Here is a 23,315-nt window from a genome sequence, read left to right on the forward strand (position 1 = left end):
GAACGGCTGGCCGATCGTGTACTTGTACGCCATGGCAACGAGCGTCGGCAGCTTCGCGATCATGCGGATCGCCGACACCTCGCGATGCTTTGCGTCGTTGATGTCGAGCGAATCGTGATAGAACGCGGACAGCGCGCCGACCGCCGCCACCAGAATCGCCATCGGATGTGCGTCACGGCGGAACCCCCTGAAAAAGAAGTGCATCTGCTCGTGAACCATCGTGTGATTCTTCACCGAGGCCACGAACTCATCCTGCTGCTGCTGCGTGGGCAGCTCGCCCTTGAGCAGGAGGTAGCAGCTTTCGAGGAAATCGGCGTTTTGCGCAAGGTTATCGATCGGGTAGCCGCGATAAAGCAGCTCGCCCTTGTCGCCGTCGATGTACGTGATCGCCGAGTTGCACGACGCCGTCGACATGAAGCCCGGGTCATACGTGAACATGCCGGTCTGGCCGTACAGCTTGCGGATGTCGATCACATCCGGGCCCATCGTGCCCTTGTAGACCGGCAACGGCACGCCTTCAGCGTGGCCGGGGATCGTGAGCGTGGCGTGTGTTTTCGAGTCGATCATTATCTGTCCTTGAATTGCTGTGACTTCGCAATACTTCGCGCAAACCTCGCGCAACAGGACGCAGCCGCCGGAAGGGCCGGCATTGCTGCGACCGCCTGCCGCATTCTAAGGCGCGCTGCAGCAACGATTGATAGCGCAGCCAGCAACAATCCCTCTTCAGGCCCGCAACACTGCAAAGCTTGCGGCTTCCTTAACGTCGATTCCTGCAACAATATTTTTCTCTTGCGGCGCAACATGTCGCACCCCATCTTTGCGATACTGCTTGACATGCAAGGGTTTTCCATTACTTGCATTTTGTAATCCAGCCTGCTTCTGGTAGCAGGCTTTTTTCATCGCCACACGCGCTTAAAGCAAAACGTAAGGAAGCAACAGATGAACATCTCGGTCGACACCCTGTTCGCAGAAGACGAACAAGCAGAGGGCGCCGTCGTCACGGCACTCAATCACCAGGACATCGTGGTCGCGCTCTCGGCCGCACTCGCCAGCGAGCGCGTGGCCGTGCTGCACATGCTGTATCCGCGCACCGACGCGCGCACGCACCGCAGCCTCGATCACCTCGTGGACGCGCTCAACGGCCACGGCCTGCACCGGGTCGCCCGCCTCGTTTCGCAGGAAGCACACTATCTCGTGTTCAAGGATCCGGCGAAGGCATGGAAGGCCTTCCACGAAATCCGCAACGATTCGCTTGCGATCGGCGTCCACCTCTTCTACGCGGGCCTCGTAGGCGAGGCTGCCGAGCACAAGCTCGACGCCCACGCGCACGGCCGCGACTAAGCGAAAATCGTTCGGATAGCGATATTTATCGCAGCAATAAAGAGGGCGGCCGCGGATCCAGTTCTGCATGGCCGCCCTTTTTGCATCGGCGTGCGTCAGCGCCCGTGTCCGCTCACGAAGCGATCGATCAATTCGTTGAACGCCGCGGGCCGCGCCAGATTCATCCCATGCGATGCGCCCGCCACACTGGCGCGGCGCGCATTGGGCAGCCATGCGTCGAGCGCGGCCACGGCCCGGTGAAACACCTCCGGGCTCAGCTCGCCGTCGATCAGCTGCACGGGGCATCCCACTTCGGCGGCTTGCTCGCGCGTGTACGCGGGCAGCGGATCCTGGAACTGCGGCCCGAGTGTGTGCGCGTTGTCGGTGGCCATGCGGCGAAACGCATGCGTGCTCCTTGCCCAGAAGCCGGGCCGGCTCACCGAGTCGACGAACAATTCCAGCCCCGCGTCCACCTGGCCCGACTCGATCAGCGCCACGGCGCGGGCGCGCAGCGCGTTGACGGTCTCCGGCAGCGTGGCGAATCGCTGGCCCGGCTGCTGGACCGGCCCGCCCGGATCGGCGAGCGTGAGCGTGCGCACGTGCTGCGGATGGCGCCGCGCGAACTGGAACGACACGAGGCCGCCGCGCGAATGCCCGATCACGTGCGCGGGCCCTGCGCCCAGGGCTTCGACAAACGCCGCGAGTTCGTCCGCATGCTGCCGCCAGCTGAAAGGCTGGCCGCGCGCAACATCCCCGGCGGGCCAGTAGTGCGTGAGACTCACCGACACACAGCGATAATGCTGCGCGAGGCCGGCCAGCTGCGGCCGCCAGTAGCGGTAATCGCAAAGCGAGCCGTGCACGAAGAGAAGGAGTTCGCCCGTGCCCCGTTCGACATAGGGCATGGGCAGGCCGCCGGGCAGTTCGATGAACGTGCCGGGGGCCGGAAAAGCGGCTGGATTCACGGCTGGACGATGTGGAGACAACGGGACAGCGGCGCATTGCAACGGACTACGGCCTACGGCAACCCATCGCGGCGCACACCGGTAAAGTGGCGTATTGTCCCATGCCCGCGGCGCGAACACCGGGGACGCCGGCGCCCTGGCGAAGCCCTGTTGCCGCGTGCGCCGGCTCGCGCCGTTATTCGACCATTTCGAAAGCGTGCTCGCTCATGAGCGAGGCCGCCGCGCCCGCGCCGCGCACCGCGCAGGTGAGCGGCTCGTCGGCCACCCGCACGGCCACGCCAAGCTCGGCGGCGAGGCACTGGTCGAGCCGGCCGAGCAGCGAGCCGCCGCCCGTGAGCACGATGCCGCTATCGGCGATATCGGTGACGAGTTCGGCGGGCGCCGTCTCGAGCACCTGCCGCACGGTGTTGATCACCACGCGCAGCGGCGCGGCCAGGGCGTCCACCACGTCGTGGCTCGTGATCTCGACCGTGCGCGGCAAACCGTCTTCCATGCTGCGCCCGGTCGCGCGTATGCGTTCGATGGGTTCGCCATAGAGCGCGCAGCCAATTGTCTTTTTCACGTGTTCGGCGGTCTGCTCGCCCAGCACGACGCCATAGAGCGTGCGCACATGATCGACGATGGCACGGTCGAACTGGTCGCCGCCCACGCGCACCGAACCGCTGCACGCCACGCCGCCCAGCGCGACGATGCCCACTTCCGTCGTGCCGCCGCCGATATCCACGACCATCGAGCCGGTTGCCGCGTGCACCGGCAAACCCGCGCCGAGCGCCGAAGCCAGCGACTCGCCGATCAGGTTCACGCTCGCCGCGCCTGCTGCGAAGGCCGCCTCGCGAATCGCGCGGCGCTCGACGCGCGTCGCGCCCGCCGGCACGCACACCGTGAATGCCGCACGGCGGCCGAGCAGGCGGCGCGGCTGCGCCATCGCCACGAAGCGGCGCATCATGTGCTCGGCAGCGGAAAAATTGGCGATCACCCCGTGCGAAAGCGGCCGCACCGTCTCCAGGTTCGCCGGCGTGCGGCCGAGCAGATCCTTCGCCTCACGGCCCACCGCGGCCACCGTCGTCTCGCTCGCGCCCGCGCGCCTCTCGAAGCAGACCACCGAGGGCTGGTCCAGCACGATGCCCTTGTCGGCGGTATAGATGAGCGTGTTGGCCGTACCGAGATCGAGCGCCACGTCCTCCTGGCGGAACAGCCTTTTGGAAAAGATGGAATGCGGCTTGGCTCGGGCCATATGGGTCTGAAGTTCGGTTCTTTTTGGCGACCCGGCAGACGATGCGCCGCCGGATGGCATTCCCGATGGCGGCCTCGTCCAGGCAGCGCGAACTCGCCGCGCGCCGGGCGGAACGGGCCTACGCGGCCCATAAGGTCGCGGCGACTCCCCGTATTAACGGCCGCGACCGGCGCGAACTTTAGCCGGTCTAAAAACGACTGCCTAGGTTATCCGGAAAATATGGCCGAAATACGACACCGCGGGCTTATGCGACTGCCAATTTGTACCGGTTTGGCCGCCGGGCCATGCCGCTTAACGGGGCCCGACCTCGCCCCGCCAGCGATCGGATCCGCCCCGCGGTTAGCCATGCGCGAGCGCGCGCACCAGCGCGTCGCGCCCGAGCATGACGCCCTGCGGCGTGATCGTGTGGCCGACGCCCGGCAACGCGAAAGCGGTAACCGCGAAGCCCGCATCGCTGAACGCAGCGGCGGCGCGCTCCAGTTCGCTCGCCGGAATCACTTCGTCGTCCTCGCCGTGCACGAGCGTGAGCACCGTGCGGCTTTTCGCGACCACGGGCGTGACGAGCCGGCCCGCATACGCGACCACGGCCGCCGCGCCCGCCGCCTGCGTGGCCACGTGGTAGAGCGACATGATCGAGCCTTGCGAGAAGCCCACCAGCGCGAGCGCGTCGTGGCCGAGCCCCCAATGGGCGAGCTCGGCGTCGAGCCGCCGCTCGAGCACCTGCGAGGCGGCAACGACGCGCGCCTCGCGGTTGCTCTCGCTGATGTCGCGCAGACTGAACCACTGGCGTCCGCCAAAGCCGCCGTCGAACGGTTCGCTGCCGTCGAGCGACGTGAACGCAACGCCCGGCAGCGCATCGCGCCAGACGTCGGCGAGCGGCGTGAGGTCCTGTGCGTTGCTGCCGACGCCGTGCAGCAGCACGACGAGCGCGCGCGCGGCGCCATCGGCCGGCGCCAGACGCCAGCCCCCTTCGAATGCTTCCCAGCTCATGGTCGAACCTCCCCTTGACTGACGATCGTATTGTGGGTCCAGCGCACGCATCTTGCGCGGCGCGCGGCAGGCGCAAGGATACGCTCGCCGCGCAACGCGTGTACGAAAGACTCCATTTCCTCTCGCTAGCTAAAGCCGCCACGGCAGCCCGATCGCGCGAAAGCCATTCGCAAGCCCCATGACCCTGCTCCGCATGGGGGTGCTCCGCGGCCGGCGATGACAAAAGGCGATTACAGGTATCCTGTGCCGCAAACCGGATACGCGGAGAACACGCTTGAACCAGCCCGCCGCATCATCGACGCCGCCCGCGCCACCGCCCCCGCTCCAGGGCGGCAGCCTGATCCTCGGCACCGTCGCGGTCTCGCTCGCGACCTTCATGAACGTGCTCGACACGTCGATCGCCAACGTCGCCATTCCGACCATCTCCGGCGACATGGGCGTTTCCGTGGACGAAGGCACGTGGGTCATCACCGTGTTCGCGGCGGCCAACGCCGTTTCCATTCCGCTCACCGGCTGGCTCACGCAGCGCTTTGGCCAGGTGCGCCTGTTCGTCACCTCGATTCTCTCGTTCGTGCTGGCGTCGTGGCTGTGCGGCATCGCCCCGACCCTGCCGTTCCTGCTGGTCGCGCGCGTGTTGCAAGGCGCCGTGGCCGGCCCGCTGATTCCGCTCTCGCAAGCCATCCTGCTCGGCTCCTGGCCCAAGGACAAATCGGCGACCGCGCTGGCGTTCTGGGCGATGACGACGACGGTCGGCCCGATCGCGGGACCGGCGCTCGGCGGCTGGATCACGGATAGCTACAACTGGGCGTGGATCTTCTACATCAACATCCCGGTGGGTTTCTTCGCGGCTTTCGTGACGTGGTCGATTTACCGCAGCCGCGAATCCGCCACGCGCAAACCGCCTATCGACGTGGTGGGCCTCGGCCTGCTGGTCGCCTGGGTCGCCTCGCTCCAGATCATGCTGGATAAAGGCAAAGACCTCGACTGGTTCAACTCGCCTGTGATCGTCACGCTCGGCCTCGTCGCGCTCATCAGCTTTGCGTTCTTTCTCGTCTGGGAGCTGACCGAGGCGCATCCGATCGTCGACTTGCGTTTATTCGGACAACGGAACTTTCTCGGCGGCACGATCGCGATTTCCGTGGCCTACGCCGTGTTCTTCGGCAATCTCGTGTTGCTGCCGCAGTGGATGCAGGAGTATCTGAATTACCGCTCGGTGGACGCGGGCCTCGTGACCGCGCCGCTCGGCGTCTTCGCGATGCTGCTCTCGCCCGTCGTGGGGCGCCTGCTGCCGCGCTCCGACGCGCGCATCATCGCGACGCTCGCGTTCGTGATGTTCGCGGGCGTGTTCTACATGCGTTCGCGGTACGTCATCGAAATCGACACCTTCCACCTCGTGCTGCCCACGCTGCTGCAAGGCATCCCCATGGCGCTCTTCTTCGTGCCGCTCACGGCGATCATTCTCGCGGGGCAGCCGCCGGGCCGCGTGCCCGCGGCGGCGGGCCTGTCAAACTTCGTGCGCGTGTTCTGCGGCGCGGTGGGCACCTCGATCGCAACCAACGCATGGAACAACCGCACGATCCTCCATCACGCGCGGCTCACGGAGCAGGCTTCGATCAACAACCCGACCTTCGTGCAGGCGATCGACCAGACCCAGAAGGTGCTGAATCTGAGCGAGCCCTCCGCACGCGCGCTGTTCGACTTTCAGCTCACCACGCAGGCCGCCATGATGGGGCTGAACGACATTTTCTATATCTCGGCGATCATCTTTCTCGTGATCATTCCGCTCATCTGGATCACGAAGTCGACGAAGGGCGGCGGCGGCGGCGGCGCGGCGGGGGCGCATTGAGCCGCGAGAGGTTCGGTCAACGCGCGCAATGACGCCGTGGCGGTAAGCGCGAGCCGCTACAATCGCGGGGACCGCGGCGGGCGCTCCGCCGCGACTGCCCTGCTCCGCCCATGAATCACACGTTCGACTACACGCCCATCCTCGAAGCCATCCATCGCGACCTGCAGCCGTATATCGGCGCGGGCCGCGTTGCCGACTACATTCCCGAACTCGCCACGGTGCGCGCCGATCACTTCGGCATGGCTATCGTGACGGTGGACGGCCAGGTGTATCGCACCGGCGACGCCGATGTGCGCTTTTCCATCCAGAGCATTTCGAAGCTGTTCGCCTGCACGCTCGCGTTCCAGCTACTCGGCGACGCGCTCTGGCAGCGTGTGGGCCGCGAGCCTTCGGGCACGGCATTCAACTCGCTCGTGCAGCTCGAATTCGAGGCGGGCAAGCCGCGCAACCCGTTCATCAACGCGGGCGCGCTCGTCGTGACCGACGTGCTGTGCCGCCGCTTCGTGCAGGCCGAGACCGCGCTCGTCGATTTCATGCGGCGGCTTTCGGGCGAGCCCGGCATCGGCTACGACCTGCGTGTCGCGCAGTCGGAACTCGCGCACGCCGAGCGCAATCGCGCGATGGCGCATTTCATCGCGAGCTTCGGCAACCTGGACATGCCCGCCGATGCCGTGATCGACGCGTATTGCCGCCAGTGCGCGATCTCGATGAGCTGCGTGGAACTGGCGCGCGCGGCGCTCTTTCTGGCCAACGGCGGCGTTTCGCCCGCGAGCGGCGAACCCGTGCTCGACGCGAGTTCGGCCAAGCGCCTTTCGGCGCTGATGCTGACCTGCGGCACCTACGACGCCGCGGGCGATTTCGTCTACCGCGTGGGCTTGCCTGCGAAGAGCGGTGTGGGCGGCGGGATCGTTGCGGTGCTGCCGGGCGAGTTCGCGGTGTGCGTGTGGTCGCCGGGCCTCGACGCGACCGGGAATTCGCTGGTGGGCTCGCTGGCGCTGGAGTGGTTGACGACGCGCACCGGGCGCTCGATTTTCTGAGGCCGTGGCGAACGCCATTCACTGAAGCCGCCCCCTGCCCGACAACGCAGCCGCAAAGCAGCGGCCCGTGGGGGCGATCGCGGCCTGCCTACACCATGATGTAGCCGTGCCGCATACCGAGCATCACCGCTTCGGTGCGATTGGTCGCGCCGAGTTTGCCGAAGATGGACGAGAGATGGGATTTCACCGTGTTGTCCGAGATGTCGAGTTGCCGGGCGATCTCCTTGTTGCCGAGTCCGTCGGCGAGCATCGCCAGCACTTCGGTCTCCCGCAGCGACAAGGCTTCGAGCGGTCCACCAGATATCGTCTGGCGCAATGGCTTTCGTCCGGCCAGCAGCCTTGCGAGGATGTCGGGCGAGAGCACGCACAGGCCGGCGGCGGCGGCTTCGATGGCCGCGACGATTTCGGCGGGCGTCACGTCGCGCGACAGGATCGCCGTCGTCTCGGCGGGCAGTTCGTCGGGGAATCCGTCGCTATCCGGGTCGTCGAGCAACAGGACCAGCGCCGCCGGCACGTGGTGAGAATCGAACAGCGTCTTGAGCGCATCGCTTGCCTGCGGCCCGATGTCGGCCACGACGACATCCGGCATCGAACCGGCGAGGTAAGCGGCGAGCGTTTCGGCATCGGCTGCGCTGCCGAGGAACGCGAGCGGCCGCTGCGCCTCGACAATCGCCTGCAAGCTTGCGCGCACCTGCGACGACGACGCAATGACCGCGACCCGCACCGGCCCCATGTGTTCCATCGTTCCATCCGACATTTGGCCGCTTCCCGGACCTCACCTGCACGAATGCCGCTGGGGCCGTTCGCCCACGGTGACCGTGCAGGCGTGGCGCTCGCCACCCCGGATCAACGTGACTGGCAACGGCTGTCCGATGCTCGTCGAGCCCAGCGCGGCGTGCAGGTCGCCAAGGTCGCGGCAAGGTTGGCCGTCCAGTTCGATCAGCACATCGCCAATCAGTATGCCCGCCTGTTCCGCTGGACCGCCCGGCGCAAGCGAACTGATCAGCAATCCGCTATTGAACGACAGCTTCATTTTGTCCACCCACGCGTTGAGCAGGCCGACCTGTTGCGTGCCGACGCCAAGATAGCCCCGCGACACGCGCCCCTTGGCCAGCAGTTCGTCGGCGACGCGCTCCACCGTCGTCGCGGGAATCACCATGCCTGCGCCGCGCAGCAGTCCCGACGTGCAGATACCCACGACCTGGCCGCGCATATCGGCCAGGGCCGCGCCCGAGAAACCCGGGCGCAGACCGCCGTCCAGCCGCACGAATGCGTCGAGTTGTCCACCTCTCCACGTGCGCCAGGGACCACCCGTGCTGCCGATCACGCCAAAATCGGCACTGGCGCCGAGTTCGTCGGCACGCGCGACGGCGAGCGCCAGATGACCCGGCTTGAGCGAGCGGACATCGCCGGACTCGACCGGATCCGGGTCCACGCCGTCCAGCTTCAGCACGGCGAGATCGGTGCCCAGATCCAGCCCTGCGAGGACCGCGGCGACCGTACGGCCGTCGGTCAAGGTGATTTCGATCCCTTCCTCGCGCCGGATCGTATGGGCAGCCGTCACGACGACGCCGTGGCGCCAGATTACCCCACTCGACGGCATGCGATGCCGGCCATGGATTGTCACGACGCTCTGGCCGACTCGCGCGACAATGTCGGCGAGACCGTCCGAGAGAATCGCTAAAGGATTTGCACTCGAGGATGTCGATTCCATTTCAAGTCTCCTGCCAATCGTTTGAGTCCACACGTTCGGGTTCACACGTTCGGGTCCGCGCTTCGTGGGTTCACAATGACAGAAGGACACGCGGCGCGCACCACCCAAATGGGTAGTCGGACTGCTGCAGTTCACACGCAGTCAAAACGGGAGGAAGGCCATGAGTACGCTTGCCAGATTCACGTCGGGCATCCGGCGCACGCGCCTGTGGTGGATGGCCGCGATGACCGCGGCGCTCTGTTTGCTGGGCCAGGGCGCTTTCGCGCAAGCGGACGCCAGCGCGGCGAGCCTGCGCGAAAAGTACCAGAGTCTCACGCAGCAACTCGCGCAAAACCCGTTTCAGCGACCGCTGTACCTCGAATCGCAGGAGTTGCCATCGGCACTCAAAGGCGATATTTACGGTGTGGTCAACTTCCCTTTCGCGACGGTCAACGACACGTTCAACCATCCGACTCAAGGGCCTGCGAACTGGTGCGACGTGCTGATCCTGCACTTGAACATCAAGTACTGCCATGCCTCGACCAGCGCGAGCGGCACGGTTCTCGCGGTGAATATCGGCAAGAAAACCGAGGAATCGCTTTCCTCGTCATACCGCGTGCAATTCGCCTGGCACCAGGCGGTGAGCAGCCCTGACTATTTTCGCGTGGAGCTCTCCGCCGCCACGGGTCCGCTGAGCACGAAAGACTACCGGATCGTTCTGGAGGCCATACCCGTGAGCGACGATCGCACTTTTATTCACCTGACTTATGCCTACGGTTACGGGACGGCGGGACGGCTTGCCATGAAAGCCTATCTGGCGACGATAGGCAGCGATAAAGTCGGCTTTTCCATGACCCGCGATCCGTCGACGAACGAGACGCGATACATCGGCGGCGTGCGCGGTCTGGTCGAACGCAATACCATGCGCTATTACCTCGCCATTCAGGCGTATCTCGATGCGCTTTCCAGCCCGCCCGCCGCCCGCCTCGACAAACGCCTCGCGGAGTGGTTCGACGCCACCGAACAGTATCCGCGGCAGTTGCACGAGGTCAGCCGCGCCGACTACATGCAAATGAAGCACGACGAATATCAGCGTCAGCAGATCGCGCAGTAGCTTGCACAATAGTTTGCACAGTCGCTTGCGTAGTAGTTCGCGTAATAGTCCGCACAGCGCGCGGGCATTACCGGTCCGTTTGCGAACGTCCTGACCTATGACGATGCAGTTTCTGGCGCGCGCCGTTTGAAAGAAGGCGCAGCAACGCCTTCGATCATGACGTTCAGGCAGGCTGGCAGCTTTGCGTTCTGCGCAGCCTGCGCCCGCTCGATCGCGTCGTTCATCTCGTCCGCACGTTCGACGAGCGCGCCCGTTCCGCCGAAAGCCTCGGTCACGCGATCGTAGCGTGCAGGCAATAGCTCGCAGCCGATCAGCCGCTCATGGCCATAACTGCGCAACTGGATCTGATATTCGGCGTTCCAGCGCGCATCGTTGCCGACCACGGCCACGAACGGTAATCCGTAGCGCACGGCGGTATCCATTTCCGCCGCATGAAAACCGAACGTGCCATCCCCCATCACGGCGACGACGGGCGCAGCAGGGTGTGCCACGCGTGCAGCCAGCGCGAACGGAAGTGCGGCGCCAATCGCCCCGGCGACGCCGTTGATCACGCGATTGGGCGCGTGCAGGCAGGCTTGCGCCCACTGCCCGAATTCGCCGCCATCGGAGACGAAAACCGCATCGGGATGGCTGTCGAGCAACGCCTGCAACGGCGCGAGCGCCTGAACAGGATGAAGCCGTCTTTCGAGCGACGACGACGCCGTGCGCCATGGCTCGGGCCGCCATGCAATCGCACCCTGCACGTCGCGCGTCCATCGTTCATCGCAAGTGTGGCTATTGCCGCAAACGGTAGCCAGCCTCTCGAGCGCGGGCTCGCTATCCGCCACTGCCGTGCCGATCAAGCGCTCACCCACCGCGCGACGCGTACGTGTAATCTCTTGCGGCTCCGGGTCGATCTGGACAAACGTGCAATCCGGCGCGAACGCGGGCGATTTCCCGAATGCCAGCGTGAAATCCATGCGCTTGCCGACCAGCATCACGCGGTCAGCCTGCGCCAGAACCTCGGCGAACGCCCCAAGCGCCGGATCGTTGATGCCTCGCGGACTCTCCATGCCGACGACCGGAATGCCGAGCGCCGCCGCAAGCGTGTCCGTCCGCTCGCGGCCGGCGCGCGTCATGCACGCGGGCCCCACGAGAATCAGCGGGCGCGACGCGTTCGCGAGGCTCGAGACGAGGCGCATGGCCGTTGTATCGTCAAGCCTCTGCCTCGCTGGCAAAAAACGCTCGGCATTCATTTCGGCGGGCACGTGCGCTGCGCCCTCCAACACATCCGTCGGCAGGCTCAGGTGAACGGGGCCGGGCCGCCCCGACTGGGCTATGCGCAGCGCGTGGACCAGTTCATCGACGAGGGTGTCCGGATGCTGTGCGATGGCGGCCATTTTCACCAGCGGCGCCGCGACATCCGCTTGCCGCATCTCCTGAAATGCGCCCAGGCCCAACTGGCCGTGCGGTGCATGCCCGGAGAGCAGCAGAACGGGCGATTCCGCCATCTGCGCCGTATAGAGCGCCGAAACCGCATTGGCGTGGCCGGGACCGCCCGTCACCAACGCGACGCCGACCTTGCCGGTCAAGCGTGCATAGGCGTCAGCCATATGCACGGCGGCGGCCTCGTGGCGCGTGTGGAACAACTCGATACCCGAGTCGATGCAGGCGTCGAACACCGGCATGATGTGGTTGCCCGACAAGGTGAAGACATGCTTCACCCCTGCTCTGGACAGCGCCTTTACCAGCGCGTCAGCGCCGCGGCATGCAATCGACATTGTGATATCTCCTGTTCAAGACGAATGGATTCCCGCATCAAATGGGTGGCGAGTGGATTATTCGCGTCATCTGGCAGAGCGAAAAGTCAGTCATTCTTGAAGTGAGCAAAAGAATGGCTTCGTCTCGCGCACGATGCGCCGACACCCATGTTTTCCCTGATGGCAATCCGAAGGCTAACACATTACATTGCAACTCATACATATGAGTTGTATGACTGTGTCGAACAGATGACGCTCCTGCAGGCCATGGGCATGCACAGGCTGCATAGTCAATTCCGATTCGCAGTGCTACCCGCAGTACTACCTTTTGCCTGCCGCGTCCGGGCCCGGCTACGTTGCCGGACCTCGCTCTCCAGACTTCATGCGCCGGGCTGCGCTGCGGATGCCAATCGCTCAGGCGGCGGAGGTGTGCGTTGAACCTCGGAGTATCTTTCAGCAAGGATTACTACGCCGGCGCACTGATGGTCGTGATCGGCGCGAGCGCCGCGTACGCCGGCATGTCCTATGACGTGGGATCGCTGACGAGCATGGGTGCGGGTTTCTTTCCCGTAGCCGTGGGCACGCTTCTGGCTGTCGTCGGCATTCTGATCGCGCTCTCGGCGAAGGATCTGCCCAAACCCGCTCCGAACACGACGGATGCGGATGCGCATTCGCGGCTGCCCGACCTGCGTGGCGCCGTTTGCATTATCGCGGGCACGCTCGCCTTCATCCTGCTCGGCAAGTACGGCGGCCTGATTCCCGCCACCTTCGCGATCGTCTTCATTTGCGCGCTCGGAGACCGAACCAATACCCTGTTTCGCGCAGCCGCATTGTCGATCGTCATGTGCGCGATCGCCCTCGTTGTTTTCTCTTGGGCGCTGAAACTTCAGCTGGCGCCATTTGCCTGGGGATAGTGAGCAACATGATCGAACAATCCTTGCACGACCTCTTTTATGGCTTCTCGGTGGCGCTTCAAGGCACCAACCTGATGTGGTCGTTCTTCGGCGTCCTCGTGGGCAACATGGTGGGCGTGTTGCCGGGCATGGGCGCGCTGTCGGCAATCTCGATCCTGTTGCCGCTCACCTATGTCATGCACCCCGTACCGGCGATCCTGATGCTCGCCGGTATTTTCTACGGCTCGCAATACGGCGGCGCGATCGGCGCCATTCTGCTCAATCTGCCTTCTCACCCGCCGCATGCGATCACCTGTCTCGACGGGTATCCCATGGCAAAGGCCGGCAGAGGCGGTGCGGCGCTCGGCATCACGATGTTGAGTTCGTTCTTCGCGGCGTCGACCGGCATCATCCTGATGATTTTCGCCTCTCCCTTGCTCACGGCCATGGCATTCAAGTTCGGCCCCTCGGAGATCTTCTCGGTCATGCTTCTTGGCCTGCTCGCCGGCTCGACGATGTCGAGAGGCTCAGCGCTCAAAGGCATCGCCATGACGCTTTTCGGTCTGCTTTGCGGCATGGCCGGCACGGATGTCAATACCGGCACGTTCCGCTTCACGTTTGGCCTGACCGACATGAACGACGGGCTCGAACTGGTGGCGATCGCAATGGGGCTCTTTGGCGTGGCCGACTTCCTGTGCAACGTCAACCGAATGCAGGTATCGAGCAAGTCGCTCAGCGTGCGCTTCAAGGACATGCGCCCCACGCGTGAGGAACTCAAGGCGACCTTCTGGCCAATGACACGAGGAACCGCCGTGGGCGCGCTGTTCGGCGCCATGCCGGGAACCGGACCGACGATCACGACGTTCGTGGCCTATGCGCTCGAGCGCAAGCTCTCGAAGCAACCTCAGGCGTTCGGCACGGGCGTGATTGCCGGCGTCGCCGCGCCTGAAGCGTCGTCGCACTCGAAGACGCAGGTCGATTTCATTCCGACGATGAGCCTCGGCATACCCGGCGATCCGGTGATGGCGCTGATTCTCGGCGCCCTCATCATTCAGGGCATTACGCCTGGTCCCCAGTTGATCTCCGAGCACCCCGACATCTTCTGGGGACTCATTGCGAGCTTCTGGATCGGCAATATTCTTCTCGTTCTGCTCAATGTGCCGATGATCGGCGTGTGGGTCAAACTGCTCAGACTGCCTTACCGCTACCTGTTTCCCTCTGCGATGTTCTTTATTGCCGTCGGCGTGTTCAGTACCCAGAACAGCCTTTTCGAAGTGTGGCAAGTTCTGGCGTTCGGCTTGATCGGCACCGTGTTCAACTACCTCGGCTTTTCAGTCGCGCCAGTTCTGCTCGGTTTCGTCCTCGGGCCGATGATCGAAGAGAACTTTCGCCGCGCGCTGCTCATTTCGCACGGGAATATGTCGATTTTCGTCGAGCGGCCCATCAGCTGCGGATTCCTCATCGCATCGCTGTTGCTCGTCGTGCTGGTCACCCTGTCGGCACAACGGAACCGCCGCCGCGCGAGCAGGACGCAACGCGTGCGCCAGGGTGGAGCGCGAGCCGAACTGCCTCGGGCAAGCAGCGATTAATCGGGGCAGCATAAAGACCGCCCGGCTGCAACTGCCCGGGCGGTAAAGTCGTTCACCTGCTCGTCTCAACGCCAGTACAATACGGGTTACTACCTAACTGAAAACCCGATTGTCGTGAATACCCCCTCCTCGCCCGTTCACACTTCCCCCGATACCTTCCAACGCATTCGACGGCAGATCGCTGCGGCCGCACGGTGGACGCTCGAGCTGCACGACGACATCAGCGATCTGAAAGCGGCCGTCAATCGTCGCCCGATTCAGTCCTGACCCAGACTCGGCCGCCGCGCTTGCGCTACGAGGCTGCGAATCAGCCGACGAATTGAAAAAAACCCGCCGGAACATCGCATCCGGCGGGCCTGACAACAACGACCGTCAACGGTCGAATTCAGTTTGCGCTGATATGGCTCGCGCTGACGACTTTTTGCCATTTCGCCGATTCCGTGGCGATTCTGGCCTGAAGCTGGGCAGGCGTATCGCCTACCGGGTCCATACCGAGCACGGCCAGGTGCTTGCGAGTGTCGGGCTGTGCGAGCACCTTCACGGTGTCCTGCTGAATCTTGTTGATCACGTTCGCGGGCGTGCCGGCCGGCGCCACGAGTGCGAACCAGCCGGTCACAGTGAAACCGGGCAAGCCGGCTTCGCTCACGGTCGGAATATCGGGCCACGCAGCCGAACGATGGTCGCCGGTCACGGCGAGCACCTTGATCGTCTTGCCCTTCATGAAGGGCATGGCCGCGGCGATGTTGGGCAACACGACCTGCACGCGGTCGGCCATCAGATCGTTCAGCGCGAGCACTTCGCCCTTATAGGGCACGTGAACCATCGGTATGCCCGCCGCGCCCGAGAACGCTTCGTCGGCCATGTGAACCTGGCTGCCGATACCGGCCGAACCGAAGTTCAGCTTGGGATGCTGTGTTTTCCCGTACGCAATCAGCTCCTTGACATTCGAAATGGGCAGCGAGGGCGCAACGGCAACGACCATCGGATTACTCGCCACCGTCGTGATATAGCTGAAGTCCTTGCCCGTATAGGGGAGCTTTTTGTAGATGTACTGATTGACGGTGAACATGCTGCCCGACGCCAGCATCAATGTGTAGCCGTCAGGCGGAGACTTCGCTTCCACTTCAGCGCCGATCATGCCGCCCGCGCCGGGGCGATTGTCGATCACCACGGACTGCTTCCAGAGCGTTCCCAATCCCTGTCCGATCGTGCGGGCCAGCACATCGGTGGAGCCGCCGGCAGAGAAGGGAACGATGATGCGGATCGGCTGGGAAGGCCACGCGTCTTCCGCATGAGCGGTCGACTGCGCTTGCACGATAGCGGTACATGCGGCGGCGAGCACGAGAGCGCGCCGAAGCGTGCGAACAATATTGGGGGGCATTGCGTTGTCTCCGTTTGAAATAGTGTGGATCGGCCATGGCTCGGTTCGACGTGGACAGCGAAGCAGTTTCCGCAAATGCGCTTGCCGCGCAGCACCCCTCATTGCGCCATCTGCTCGCAAAGAATCGTCTCTCCCGGGCGTACCCGGCTAAATGTCACTGGCTCCTGTTTGATCTCGACCTCTCCTTCATTTTTTCGAATCGTCGTAAAAGCGGACCTTTCCAGATCGCCGGCCTGCGGATAATCCTCGCGGAAATGAGCGCCCCGCGAATTCTCCCGGGATAGGGCCGCCTCGGTAATGATCTGGCTGACTGCAACCAGATTCTTCAGGTTCAGCCAGTCGTGCCACTGTGCGTTGAATGCGCGATCGCCATCCACGACGCCGGTGAGCATCAACCGTTCATGAAGTTCGCCGAGGCGCTTGCGTGCCTGCAAGAGCCCGTCGCGATCGCGAATGATGCCGACATGCGTCCACATGCATTCGTAGAGCGCTTCGCGAATGCTTTCGAGGCCTGTTCCATTCCGGGAGAAAGGGATTTCGGCTTCCTTGACGGCGCCTTCGATGGCAAGCGAATCGGGTTCGCAAAACTGGCCTTGCGCCTTGACCCACTTCGCCATGCTCTCGCCCGCGATGCCACCGAACACCGTGGAATTCGCCACACCGTTGCCGCCCAGCCGGTTCGCGCCGTGCACGCCGCCCGTATCCTCTCCGGCGGCGAAGAGGCCGCTCAGTTCGGTGCTGCAGTCGGTGTGGAACGTCACGCCGCCCATCATGTAATGCGCGGTCGGCACCACTTCGACGAGGCCGCCTGCGAGATCGAATCCGCAGTCCGCACAACGTTCCACCATGCCCTTGAACTGCTTGCGGACCTTGTCCGGGCCGAGGTGGCTCATCTGGATGTACACCCCGCCATTGGGCGAGGTCCGCCCCTCACGCATTTCCGCATAGATGCCGCGCGAAACGATGTCGCGCGTGGCGCGTTCGCCGCGCTTGTCATAGCGGTCCATGAACCGCTCTTTCGCGCCGTTCAACAAGTACCCTCCTGCTCCGCGGAGTCCTTCTTCGAGCACGGTCCCGGTCATCCGCGTGTGACTGCCGGCAAGCAGTCCGGTGGGGTGAAACTGCACCATTTCCATATCGCGCAGCGTGAGGCCCGCGCGCAGCGCCATCGCAAGCCCATCGCAGCTCTTGTCGCCCGACGGCGTATGGAACTTGTACATCGTCGGACCGCCGCCCGTTGCGAGCAGCACTGCCTGCGCCTGCACGAATACGAACCTGCCCGTGCGCATGTCGATCATCAACACGCCCGCGACATGCCTGCCGTCGCGCGTCTTGATCAGCTCGATGGCCCGATGCTCCTCCAGGCGATCGATGCCGCGGCTCCACACCTGTTCGGCCAGGCGGTTGATGATCTCGATGCCGGTCAGGTCGCCCTTGTGGACCGTTCTGTCGAACGTCTGACCCGCGAACGCTTTCTGGTGAATCGATCCGTCCGGGTTACGGTCGAAAAAGCAGCCGAGCTCGTTTTCCAGCTCGCGCACGCGCTCGACCGCCGTGCTCACCAACGCCCACGCGAGGTCCTGGTTGGACAACCACTTGCTTCCTTCGATCGTGTCCATGAAGTGGCGCTCGACCGAATCGCCGGGCGCTAGCGCGACGTTATAGCCGCCCTGCACCATGCGTGTACAGCCGCATTTGCCGAGCAGCCCTTTCACGGCAACCGTGATCGAGAGATCGGGCGCCTGCCTGTGCGCGTGCAGCGCGGCAAAGAGACCGGCGCCGCCCGACCCGAGAATCAGGATATCCGTCTTGACGTGCTCGATATTCATTTGTTCTGCACTCCGAGGCTTTCGAGAACTTCGGCGCGTCGCGAAGCGGTGTCGCCCCTGACTTCGTCGTACAGGCTGCCGCCGTGGCTGTCCATGGCCACGAGCAGCGGACCGAAGCCCTTGATCCTGAATTTCCAGAGCGACTCCGGATTGAGGTCATCCAGATCGACCGCTTCGATCTTTTCGATCCATGTCGTTTCGAGCGCCGCCGTACCGCCGATGATGGCGAGGTAGACGCCACCCAGATCCTGGAACGCCGACTTCGATCCTTCGCGCAAGCCGCCCTTGCCAACGATCATGCGCACGCCGTACTGCTCCATCAGCGGACGCGTGAAGCGTTCCATGCGGTCCGACGTGGTCGTGCCGATGCAGACCGGTTGATATCCCGCCGGGAATTCGCTGGTTGGTGCGACCTTGCGCACGTTGGGCGCCGTGTGAATGACCGCGTGCCCGCGCAGGTCGAATTCTGTCGTGCGCCCCTTGTCGAACAGATGGATCTGCGTGGCATCGCGAATGCCGAACAGGGTGTGATGCAAGGTCACCGTATCGTTCACGCGCAGCTTGCGGATCTGCGGCTCGTCGACAGGCGTATGGAGGTCGTAGTGAGCCATTTCAGAATCCGTAAGTAAGACCGGTTGTGGTAAACAGCGCCTTCGCGCGCCGCGCCGAATGACACTGCATGTTGACCGCGACGGGATTCATCGTGATGTGCGTCGACGCCAGCTCGATATGCACCGCGAACGCCGTGCTATCGCCCCCGAGACCCTGAGGCCCGACCCCGAGACGGTTCACGGCCTCCGACAGTTCGCGTTCGAGTGCTGCGCCCTCTGGGTCGGCGCACGCCGTGCCCAGCGCGCGCGTCGCGGCACGCTTGGCGAGCGCGATGGAAAGATCGGACGTGCCGCCGAGGCCCACGCCCACGATCGTCGGCGGGCACGTCTTGCCGCCTGCCGAAATCACACAGTCGACGACGAACATCTTGATCGCATCGATCCCCTCGGCAGGCACGGCCATCTTCAGGAAGGAATTGTTCTCCGAGCCGCTGCCTTTCGGCACCATCTCGATGGTTGCGGTCTCGTTCTCGCTGGTGAAGTCGACATGAATGACAGGCACTTCGATGCCGCACGACGTGTGATTGTTCTTGCGCGTAAGCGGATGCACGACCGAGGAACGCAGCGGGTGCTCTCTCGTGGCGCGCTCGCAGCCTTTGCGGATGGCCGCCTTCAATTCGAATCCGTCGAACTCGACATTGCGGCCAAGCGCGACGTTATAGATAGGGATGCCCGTATCCTGGCAAAGCAGGTTCTCCGTATCCTCCGCGACACGGATATTGGTCCGCATCGTTTCGAGAACCCGCTGCGCGACCGGCGACGTCTCGCTAGCAGAAAGTCTTTCAATGCCATCTTTCACGTCGGGCGGGAGCAACTTGAGGGCGCGGACATACAGTTCCTTCGAGGCTTCCTCGACGACGTCGAGATCGAGTTTCATGGCCGTCTCTTCCAATAAACAAGTGATGGGGCTGTCGCGCAGCGTGGATTCCCGCCATACGGAGCTAATGCACGAGCGCGAGCAGGAAAGCCAGGCCCGTACAGGTGCTTGCCCCCAAACCGAAGGCGAGCCAGTTCTTTCTCAAGCCGGTCCAGGGCAGAAATTCAATCAGCAAGAGGCGAATCCCACCCATCATGTGAAGCGAGAGCAGCACCACGAGCCCCCATTCGCCGAACCGGAAAAGCGGCTGGTCAGTCAGACGAAGAAAGCCATCGAGAGAAGCCTCTCCCGTAATGGCGTGGCCGAGTGCCCAGAAGTGAACCGGCAGGAACAATGCCAGCGCCAGACCGGAAAGACGATGCACGAGAAAAGCCCACCAGGCGGGATGCGTGCGGGCGCGATAGTCATTCTTTCGCATCACCATACGACTCCATAAACGGCGCGCAAACCCATCAGCGCGAGACCAGCGGAAAATGCGAAACAGGCGAACTGCGCGGTCTTTGTGCGCCAGTGCAGCCACTCCTCTGAGACTCTGAGCAGACCGACAGGCACATGGATCGCGCACCCGATCACGAACACCGTATAGAAGGCGCCGAACAGCCAGTTTCCACGCGTGCGGCCGAGAATGGCCGACGCGCTCAAGCCGCTATGGACGGCGTAGATGATGACGCCGAGATGAACGAACACGCAGAGCGCGAGCACAGCCGCGCTCATGCGCTGCCAGTACCAAAGACGAGCCTGCATACGAAGAGAGAGCCCTTGCATTACAGGTCTCCTTCGCGTGCGGCCTTCATCGTCATCCGCTTGAGGCCGGCAATGCCGGCCGTCGGCGAGAGATGCTTGGGACAACGCTCCGTACACGTGGCCTGCGTGTGACACGAGTGGCAGCCCGCGTCGCCGGCCACGGCACGCAGACGTTCCAGCGTTTGCGTGTCGCGTTCGTCGTTGACGAGCGTCCACGCCCGGTTCAGCGCGGCGGGCCCGAGATAATCCGGACGCCACGTCACGACGTCGCACGACGAGTAGCACACGCCGCAACCGATACACTCGATGCCGGCGTCCGCCGCCTTTCGTTGCGCGCTCTCGGGACTCACTCTGGCGAAATCGTCGTGGCGCGAGCGGCTACCCGAGAACTGCCCCCTGGCCCGGCTCCACTTGTCGAAGAAGTCGCTCATGTCGGTCACGAGGTCCTTGATGACGGGCAGATTGGAGAGCGGCGCGATCTCCAGTGCGTCGTTCACCGCGACTTTCGACACATGCGTGCGGCACGTCCAGCGCGCCTTGCCGTTGACGTTCATCGCGCAGGATCCGCACATGCCCACGCGGCACGCAAACCGGTATGCGAGATCGGGCTGCAGTTGCCGCTGAATGAACGTGACGACGTCCAGTACCGTTTGACTTTCGTAACGCGGTACGTCGTACGCGACGAGCCCCCGTGTAGCACTTCTCCAGACCCTGACTCGAAGTTTGTCGGTATTCACGATGCCTCTCGAATAGCTGCTGACGCAGTACGATTGAACGGATTTCGTACATCGATTGTTCAGCAATTCTTCGTCAAGAAAAATCGAATAATTCTGACGTTCAGACCAAGCTTTCCTATGCCTCGCCGCGCACGCGCCGAAGCTTCAGCACGGTGGCCATTTGCGCGTTGTCGCGCTCCTTTTCGAGTCCGGAAACCACGAGCGTGGCAACGGCGTTGCCGATCATGTTGGTGACGGCCCGCACTTCGGAAATGAAACGGTCCACGCCGAGAATGAGGGCCGCGCCTTCAATGGGAATCTGCTTGAATGCCGTGAGCGTGGCGAGCAGCGTGACGAATCCTGCGCCCGATACGCCGGCCGCGCCTTTCGAGCTGATCATCGAGAGGACCATCAGCCCGATTTGATCTCCCCACGACAGCGGCACGTTATAGGCCTGGGCGATGAACATCGCGCATATCACCTGCGCGACGCAGGTCCCGTCGAGGTTGAACGAGTAGCCCATCGGCATCACGATACCGACGACCTGCTTCGGACACCCCATGCCTTCGAGCTTGCGGATCAACTGCGGGAAAACCGATTCGGACGACGTCGTGGCAAGCACGAGCAGAATCTCTCCCTTCAAATAATTGACCAGTCGAAGCAAGCTGAAGCCGCTCATCCGGCAGATGGTGCCCAGCACGACGACAAGGAAAAAGATGGTCGCCACATAGATCGTGACGAGCAGCATGCCGAGCGAATTCAATGCCGACAGTCCGTATTTCCCGACTGCAAAGCCCATCGCTCCCAACGCGCCGAGCGGTGCGAGCTTCATGATGAAGCCGACAATCCTGAAGAGCACCGCCGACACGGACTCGAAGAACGTCAGGACCGGCTGGCCTTTCTCGCCGATATACGACAAGCCCACCGCGAACAGGCAGGCGATCACGACGATCTGCAGCATGTCGCCCGAAGCAAACGGACTCAGGAAGCTCGAAGGGATGATATTGAGGAAAAAACCGGTGAGGCCGCCGCCGTGATGCACTTCCGTCTGATATTGCGCCAGCACGTGCACGTCGGCTGTACCGGGCTGGATATTCATGCCGACGCCGGGCCCGACCAGGTTCACCATCAACATGCCGATCAGCAGGGCCAGCGTGGTCACCACCTCGAAATAAATAATGGTCTTGCCCGCGATCCGGCCCAGCGTGCGCATCTCGCCGATTTGCGAGGCGCCGCATACGATCGTGGTGAAGATCAACGGCGGCGTAATCATCTTGATCAGCCGGATGAATGCATCCGATAACGGCTTCAGGGACTGGGCAAACGTCGGGAAGCAATGTCCGACGACGATCCCGATCAGAATGGCGATCAGGACCTGAACATAAATGTGCCTGCAAAAACGTCGCAACATGGTGTCTCCTTGATCTCGCCTCGCGCCGCGCGCTCGCGACTTGGCGAGAAAGATGCCCGGCCGCGCGGACCCGGCACTCTGACCCGTTGTGGCAACGGGCTGGCGTTCGCCTCTGCCGGGCGAATATTTCCAGACCGTCTCATGCATTCAATCCTGATTGCCGCCTTACCAGCGCTTCGTCTTGATGTTGTGAACGTGAGCGTGCTCACCCGCCTTGATGGGCGCCACCACCTTGCCGATATCGACGCCGTACTTGTAGACGGTGTCGCCCACGGCCATGTCCTTGAGCGCCACCTTGTGACCGATCGGTATATCCTGCCGGGCGACGATCGCAACGACCTTGTCGTCATCCATGATCCAGGCGTTCAGCGCCAGGCCCGCCTTGATGCCCTCGACCACGGCAACGCCAACCGTGTCTTCGCGCTCATGCAACACCGCGTGAATCATCGTCTGCTCCTTTAAGGTAAACGAGGTGTGAATCTGGCCTACCCGAACAAGGCAGGCACCGAACGAATGATCAAATTGACCGCCGCGACGACAAGAACGATCCAAAGCAGCGTGAGCACGCGTGGCGCCGAAATGGCGCTGCGCAGCCTCGCGCCCGCGAACAATCCCACCGCGCCACAAGGCAACAGAAAGCTGGCGAGCGGCAGGACAGCAGGGTTTCTATAAAGTCCGGAAACAGAGAAGAGAATCAGCCGGGCGACCGCCGTGACGGTAATGAGTGCGCTGATGGTTGCTCGCCGCTGGTCGGGATCGCGCAGGCGGCCGGCCAGATAAATCGTGTAAACCGGGCCGCCGGTACCGAATACTGCGGTCAGGCATCCGCCAAAAAAACCCAGGGGAAGTGCCCAGCGCCCGCCTATCTCGCGAAATTCGCCGCGAGACAGGACTTTCCAGAGCGAGTAGGTCAGCAGGCACACGCCAAGAATGAGTTCGAGCGGCTTTTCCGGCACGCAAACCAGTACGCTCACGCCCAGCAGAAGCCCGATGCACAACCATGGCCCGAGCCTTTTGAGTTCCTGGGTCTGAACCGACTGAAGATTGCGCATGCCCACGAGCATCCCGGCGACGAGATCCAGCACCAGCATCACAGGCGTTGCCGTGCGCAGGGGCACCAGTTGCGTGAGCAACGGGATGGCAACGATCGACGAACCAAAGCCCGTCAGCCCGTACACCAGATACGCGATCGCCACGACCCCGCCTGCCACTGCGATCGAACCGACACCGATTCCGATAGCGCAGGCGGCGATGTGCGCATTCAGCCAGGCTGTCATTGATGAAGGGTCCCGGAGCGACTTTCCGTGTTGTAGGGGCATGCAGGCGACA

At 63.4% G+C, this 23,315-nt stretch carries 24 protein-coding genes; 6 read left to right on the forward strand and 18 right to left on the reverse strand.

Translation table 11 applies throughout. The features are described 5' to 3' along the window. On the reverse strand, positions 1-567 hold a 567-nt coding region (locus BHE01S_RS05660), incomplete at its 3' end, for a citrate/2-methylcitrate synthase (RefSeq protein ID WP_042261530.1). A gap of 156 nt (positions 568-723) precedes the next feature. Continuing rightward, complete coding sequence (locus tag BHE01S_RS37625; protein WP_157025155.1) at positions 724-900, reverse strand: hypothetical protein; 177 nt, start codon at positions 898-900, stop codon at positions 724-726. A gap of 39 nt (positions 901-939) precedes the next feature. Between BHE01S_RS37625 and BHE01S_RS05665 the strand changes: the two genes are divergently transcribed. Further along, positions 940-1,341 (forward strand): hypothetical protein, encoded by a 402-nt coding sequence (locus BHE01S_RS05665; RefSeq protein ID WP_042261532.1) that lies wholly within the window; start codon positions 940-942, stop codon positions 1,339-1,341. A gap of 95 nt (positions 1,342-1,436) precedes the next feature. Here the strand turns inward: BHE01S_RS05665 and BHE01S_RS05670 are convergent, their stop codons facing one another. The 3 genes from BHE01S_RS05670 to BHE01S_RS05680 form a co-directional block, all read right to left on the reverse strand. Beyond that, positions 1,437-2,222 carry an alpha/beta fold hydrolase gene (locus tag BHE01S_RS05670; RefSeq protein WP_042262067.1) on the reverse strand — a complete coding sequence of 262 codons (786 nt, stop codon included), beginning with the start codon at positions 2,220-2,222 and terminating at the stop codon, positions 1,437-1,439. 235 nt (positions 2,223-2,457) lie between these two features. Further along, positions 2,458-3,516 (reverse strand): rod shape-determining protein, encoded by a 1,059-nt coding sequence (mreB, locus tag BHE01S_RS05675; RefSeq protein WP_042261534.1) that lies wholly within the window; start codon positions 3,514-3,516, stop codon positions 2,458-2,460. A 339-nt stretch (positions 3,517-3,855) separates the two neighbouring features. Further along, positions 3,856-4,506: an alpha/beta hydrolase gene (locus BHE01S_RS05680; protein WP_042261536.1), complete on the reverse strand. Its 651-nt coding sequence runs from the start codon at positions 4,504-4,506 to the stop codon at positions 3,856-3,858. Between the two features lie 274 nt (positions 4,507-4,780). Here BHE01S_RS05680 and BHE01S_RS05685 point away from each other — a divergent pair, with 274 nt between their 5' ends. Together BHE01S_RS05685 and BHE01S_RS05690 are read left to right on the forward strand one after the other, a co-directional pair. Further along, positions 4,781-6,352 carry a DHA2 family efflux MFS transporter permease subunit gene (locus BHE01S_RS05685; RefSeq protein ID WP_042261537.1) on the forward strand — a complete coding sequence of 524 codons (1,572 nt, stop codon included), beginning with the start codon at positions 4,781-4,783 and terminating at the stop codon, positions 6,350-6,352. A 110-nt stretch (positions 6,353-6,462) separates the two neighbouring features. After that, a complete protein-coding gene (locus BHE01S_RS05690) occupies positions 6,463-7,389 on the forward strand; it encodes a glutaminase (RefSeq protein WP_042261539.1) in 927 nt (308 codons plus the stop codon). Between the two features lie 88 nt (positions 7,390-7,477). On the opposite strand, the gene BHE01S_RS05695 is transcribed toward BHE01S_RS05690, so the two are convergent. Both BHE01S_RS05695 and BHE01S_RS05700 read right to left on the reverse strand, forming a co-directional pair. After that, positions 7,478-8,146, reverse strand: coding sequence for a response regulator transcription factor (locus tag BHE01S_RS05695; RefSeq protein ID WP_042261540.1), 669 nt, complete (start codon positions 8,144-8,146; stop codon positions 7,478-7,480). Between the two features lie 18 nt (positions 8,147-8,164). After that, a complete protein-coding gene (locus BHE01S_RS05700) occupies positions 8,165-9,103 on the reverse strand; it encodes a S1C family serine protease (RefSeq protein ID WP_042261542.1) in 939 nt (312 codons plus the stop codon). A 160-nt stretch (positions 9,104-9,263) separates the two neighbouring features. Between BHE01S_RS05700 and BHE01S_RS05705 the strand changes: the two genes are divergently transcribed. Then, positions 9,264-10,196: a hypothetical protein gene (locus BHE01S_RS05705; protein WP_042261543.1), complete on the forward strand. Its 933-nt coding sequence runs from the start codon at positions 9,264-9,266 to the stop codon at positions 10,194-10,196. A gap of 95 nt (positions 10,197-10,291) precedes the next feature. On the opposite strand, the gene BHE01S_RS05710 is transcribed toward BHE01S_RS05705, so the two are convergent. After that, positions 10,292-11,956: a thiamine pyrophosphate-binding protein gene (locus BHE01S_RS05710; protein WP_042261545.1), complete on the reverse strand. Its 1,665-nt coding sequence runs from the start codon at positions 11,954-11,956 to the stop codon at positions 10,292-10,294. Between the two features lie 461 nt (positions 11,957-12,417). On the opposite strand from BHE01S_RS05710, the gene BHE01S_RS05715 reads away from it, so the two are divergent. Together BHE01S_RS05715 and BHE01S_RS05720 are read left to right on the forward strand one after the other, a co-directional pair. Then, positions 12,418-12,849, forward strand: coding sequence for a tripartite tricarboxylate transporter TctB family protein (locus BHE01S_RS05715; protein WP_042262070.1), 432 nt, complete (start codon positions 12,418-12,420; stop codon positions 12,847-12,849). An 8-nt stretch (positions 12,850-12,857) separates the two neighbouring features. Further along, a complete protein-coding gene (locus BHE01S_RS05720) occupies positions 12,858-14,417 on the forward strand; it encodes a tripartite tricarboxylate transporter permease (RefSeq protein WP_084068631.1) in 1,560 nt (519 codons plus the stop codon). 385 nt (positions 14,418-14,802) lie between these two features. Here the strand turns inward: BHE01S_RS05720 and BHE01S_RS05725 are convergent, their stop codons facing one another. The 10 genes from BHE01S_RS05725 to BHE01S_RS05770 all read right to left on the reverse strand — a co-directional run bounded on the left by BHE01S_RS05725 (position 14,803) and on the right by BHE01S_RS05770 (position 23,263). Continuing rightward, complete coding sequence (locus tag BHE01S_RS05725; protein WP_042261547.1) at positions 14,803-15,798, reverse strand: Bug family tripartite tricarboxylate transporter substrate binding protein; 996 nt, start codon at positions 15,796-15,798, stop codon at positions 14,803-14,805. Positions 15,799-15,896: 98 nt separating this feature from the next. Then, the gene (locus BHE01S_RS05730; RefSeq protein ID WP_042261549.1) at positions 15,897-17,627 is read right to left on the reverse strand and encodes an L-aspartate oxidase; all 1,731 of its coding nucleotides are present in this window, start codon (positions 17,625-17,627) and stop codon (positions 15,897-15,899) included. Further along, positions 17,624-18,238, reverse strand: a complete 615-nt coding sequence (locus BHE01S_RS05735) for a fumarate hydratase C-terminal domain-containing protein (RefSeq protein WP_042261551.1) — start codon at positions 18,236-18,238, stop codon at positions 17,624-17,626. The genes BHE01S_RS05730 and BHE01S_RS05735 overlap by 4 nt, the downstream gene beginning before the upstream one ends. 1 nt (position 18,239) lies before the next feature. Then, a complete protein-coding gene (locus BHE01S_RS05740; RefSeq protein WP_042261553.1) occupies positions 18,240-19,115 on the reverse strand; it encodes a fumarate hydratase in 876 nt (291 codons plus the stop codon). 64 nt (positions 19,116-19,179) lie between these two features. Then, positions 19,180-19,533 carry a succinate dehydrogenase, cytochrome b556 subunit gene (sdhC, locus tag BHE01S_RS05745; protein ID WP_042262073.1) on the reverse strand — a complete coding sequence of 118 codons (354 nt, stop codon included), beginning with the start codon at positions 19,531-19,533 and terminating at the stop codon, positions 19,180-19,182. Continuing rightward, positions 19,533-19,880, reverse strand: coding sequence for a succinate dehydrogenase (locus tag BHE01S_RS05750; protein ID WP_218000399.1), 348 nt, complete (start codon positions 19,878-19,880; stop codon positions 19,533-19,535). Before BHE01S_RS05750 ends, sdhC begins: the two co-directional genes overlap by 1 nt. Beyond that, entirely contained in the window at positions 19,880-20,596 is a 717-nt protein-coding gene (locus BHE01S_RS05755; RefSeq protein WP_042261556.1) for a succinate dehydrogenase/fumarate reductase iron-sulfur subunit, read from the reverse strand. Before BHE01S_RS05755 ends, BHE01S_RS05750 begins: the two co-directional genes overlap by 1 nt. Before the next feature lie 115 nt (positions 20,597-20,711). After that, positions 20,712-21,986 (reverse strand): C4-dicarboxylate transporter DctA, encoded by a 1,275-nt coding sequence (gene dctA / locus BHE01S_RS05760; protein WP_042261558.1) that lies wholly within the window; start codon positions 21,984-21,986, stop codon positions 20,712-20,714. Positions 21,987-22,151: 165 nt separating this feature from the next. Then, positions 22,152-22,433, reverse strand: a complete 282-nt coding sequence (locus BHE01S_RS05765; protein ID WP_042261561.1) for a UxaA family hydrolase — start codon at positions 22,431-22,433, stop codon at positions 22,152-22,154. Between the two features lie 38 nt (positions 22,434-22,471). Continuing rightward, a complete protein-coding gene (locus BHE01S_RS05770; protein WP_042261563.1) occupies positions 22,472-23,263 on the reverse strand; it encodes a sulfite exporter TauE/SafE family protein in 792 nt (263 codons plus the stop codon). Between the last annotated feature and the right edge of the window lie 52 nt (positions 23,264-23,315).

The sequence above is a fragment of the Paraburkholderia heleia NBRC 101817 genome (assembly GCF_000739775.1).
In the GTDB taxonomy this organism is placed as follows: domain Bacteria; phylum Pseudomonadota; class Gammaproteobacteria; order Burkholderiales; family Burkholderiaceae; genus Paraburkholderia; species Paraburkholderia heleia.

Coding starts and splice junctions, on each gene's coding strand:
- BHE01S_RS05730 (WP_042261549.1), bottom strand. CDS start 17,627: ATGAATATCGAGCACGTCAAGACGGATATCCTGATTCTCGGGTCGGGC.
- BHE01S_RS05695 (WP_042261540.1), bottom strand. CDS start 8,146: ATGTCGGATGGAACGATGGAACACATGGGGCCGGTGCGGGTCGCGGTC.
- BHE01S_RS05765 (WP_042261561.1), bottom strand. CDS start 22,433: ATGATTCACGCGGTGTTGCATGAGCGCGAAGACACGGTTGGCGTTGCC.
- BHE01S_RS05740 (WP_042261553.1), bottom strand. CDS start 19,115: ATGAAACTCGATCTCGACGTCGTCGAGGAAGCCTCGAAGGAACTGTAT.
- mreB (WP_042261534.1), bottom strand. CDS start 3,516: ATGGCCCGAGCCAAGCCGCATTCCATCTTTTCCAAAAGGCTGTTCCGC.
- dctA (WP_042261558.1), bottom strand. CDS start 21,986: ATGTTGCGACGTTTTTGCAGGCACATTTATGTTCAGGTCCTGATCGCC.
- BHE01S_RS05725 (WP_042261547.1), bottom strand. CDS start 15,798: ATGCCCCCCAATATTGTTCGCACGCTTCGGCGCGCTCTCGTGCTCGCC.
- BHE01S_RS05715 (WP_042262070.1), top strand. CDS start 12,418: ATGGTCGTGATCGGCGCGAGCGCCGCGTACGCCGGCATGTCCTATGAC.
- sdhC (WP_042262073.1), bottom strand. CDS start 19,533: ATGCGAAAGAATGACTATCGCGCCCGCACGCATCCCGCCTGGTGGGCT.
- BHE01S_RS05710 (WP_042261545.1), bottom strand. CDS start 11,956: ATGTCGATTGCATGCCGCGGCGCTGACGCGCTGGTAAAGGCGCTGTCC.
- BHE01S_RS05705 (WP_042261543.1), top strand. CDS start 9,264: ATGAGTACGCTTGCCAGATTCACGTCGGGCATCCGGCGCACGCGCCTG.
- BHE01S_RS05670 (WP_042262067.1), bottom strand. CDS start 2,222: ATGCCCTATGTCGAACGGGGCACGGGCGAACTCCTTCTCTTCGTGCAC.
- BHE01S_RS05690 (WP_042261539.1), top strand. CDS start 6,463: ATGAATCACACGTTCGACTACACGCCCATCCTCGAAGCCATCCATCGC.
- BHE01S_RS05665 (WP_042261532.1), top strand. CDS start 940: ATGAACATCTCGGTCGACACCCTGTTCGCAGAAGACGAACAAGCAGAG.
- BHE01S_RS05720 (WP_084068631.1), top strand. CDS start 12,858: ATGATCGAACAATCCTTGCACGACCTCTTTTATGGCTTCTCGGTGGCG.
- BHE01S_RS05735 (WP_042261551.1), bottom strand. CDS start 18,238: ATGGCTCACTACGACCTCCATACGCCTGTCGACGAGCCGCAGATCCGC.
- BHE01S_RS05680 (WP_042261536.1), bottom strand. CDS start 4,506: ATGAGCTGGGAAGCATTCGAAGGGGGCTGGCGTCTGGCGCCGGCCGAT.
- BHE01S_RS37625 (WP_157025155.1), bottom strand. CDS start 900: ATGAAAAAAGCCTGCTACCAGAAGCAGGCTGGATTACAAAATGCAAGT.
- BHE01S_RS05700 (WP_042261542.1), bottom strand. CDS start 9,103: ATGGAATCGACATCCTCGAGTGCAAATCCTTTAGCGATTCTCTCGGAC.
- BHE01S_RS05770 (WP_042261563.1), bottom strand. CDS start 23,263: ATGACAGCCTGGCTGAATGCGCACATCGCCGCCTGCGCTATCGGAATC.
- BHE01S_RS05750 (WP_218000399.1), bottom strand. CDS start 19,880: ATGCAAGGGCTCTCTCTTCGTATGCAGGCTCGTCTTTGGTACTGGCAG.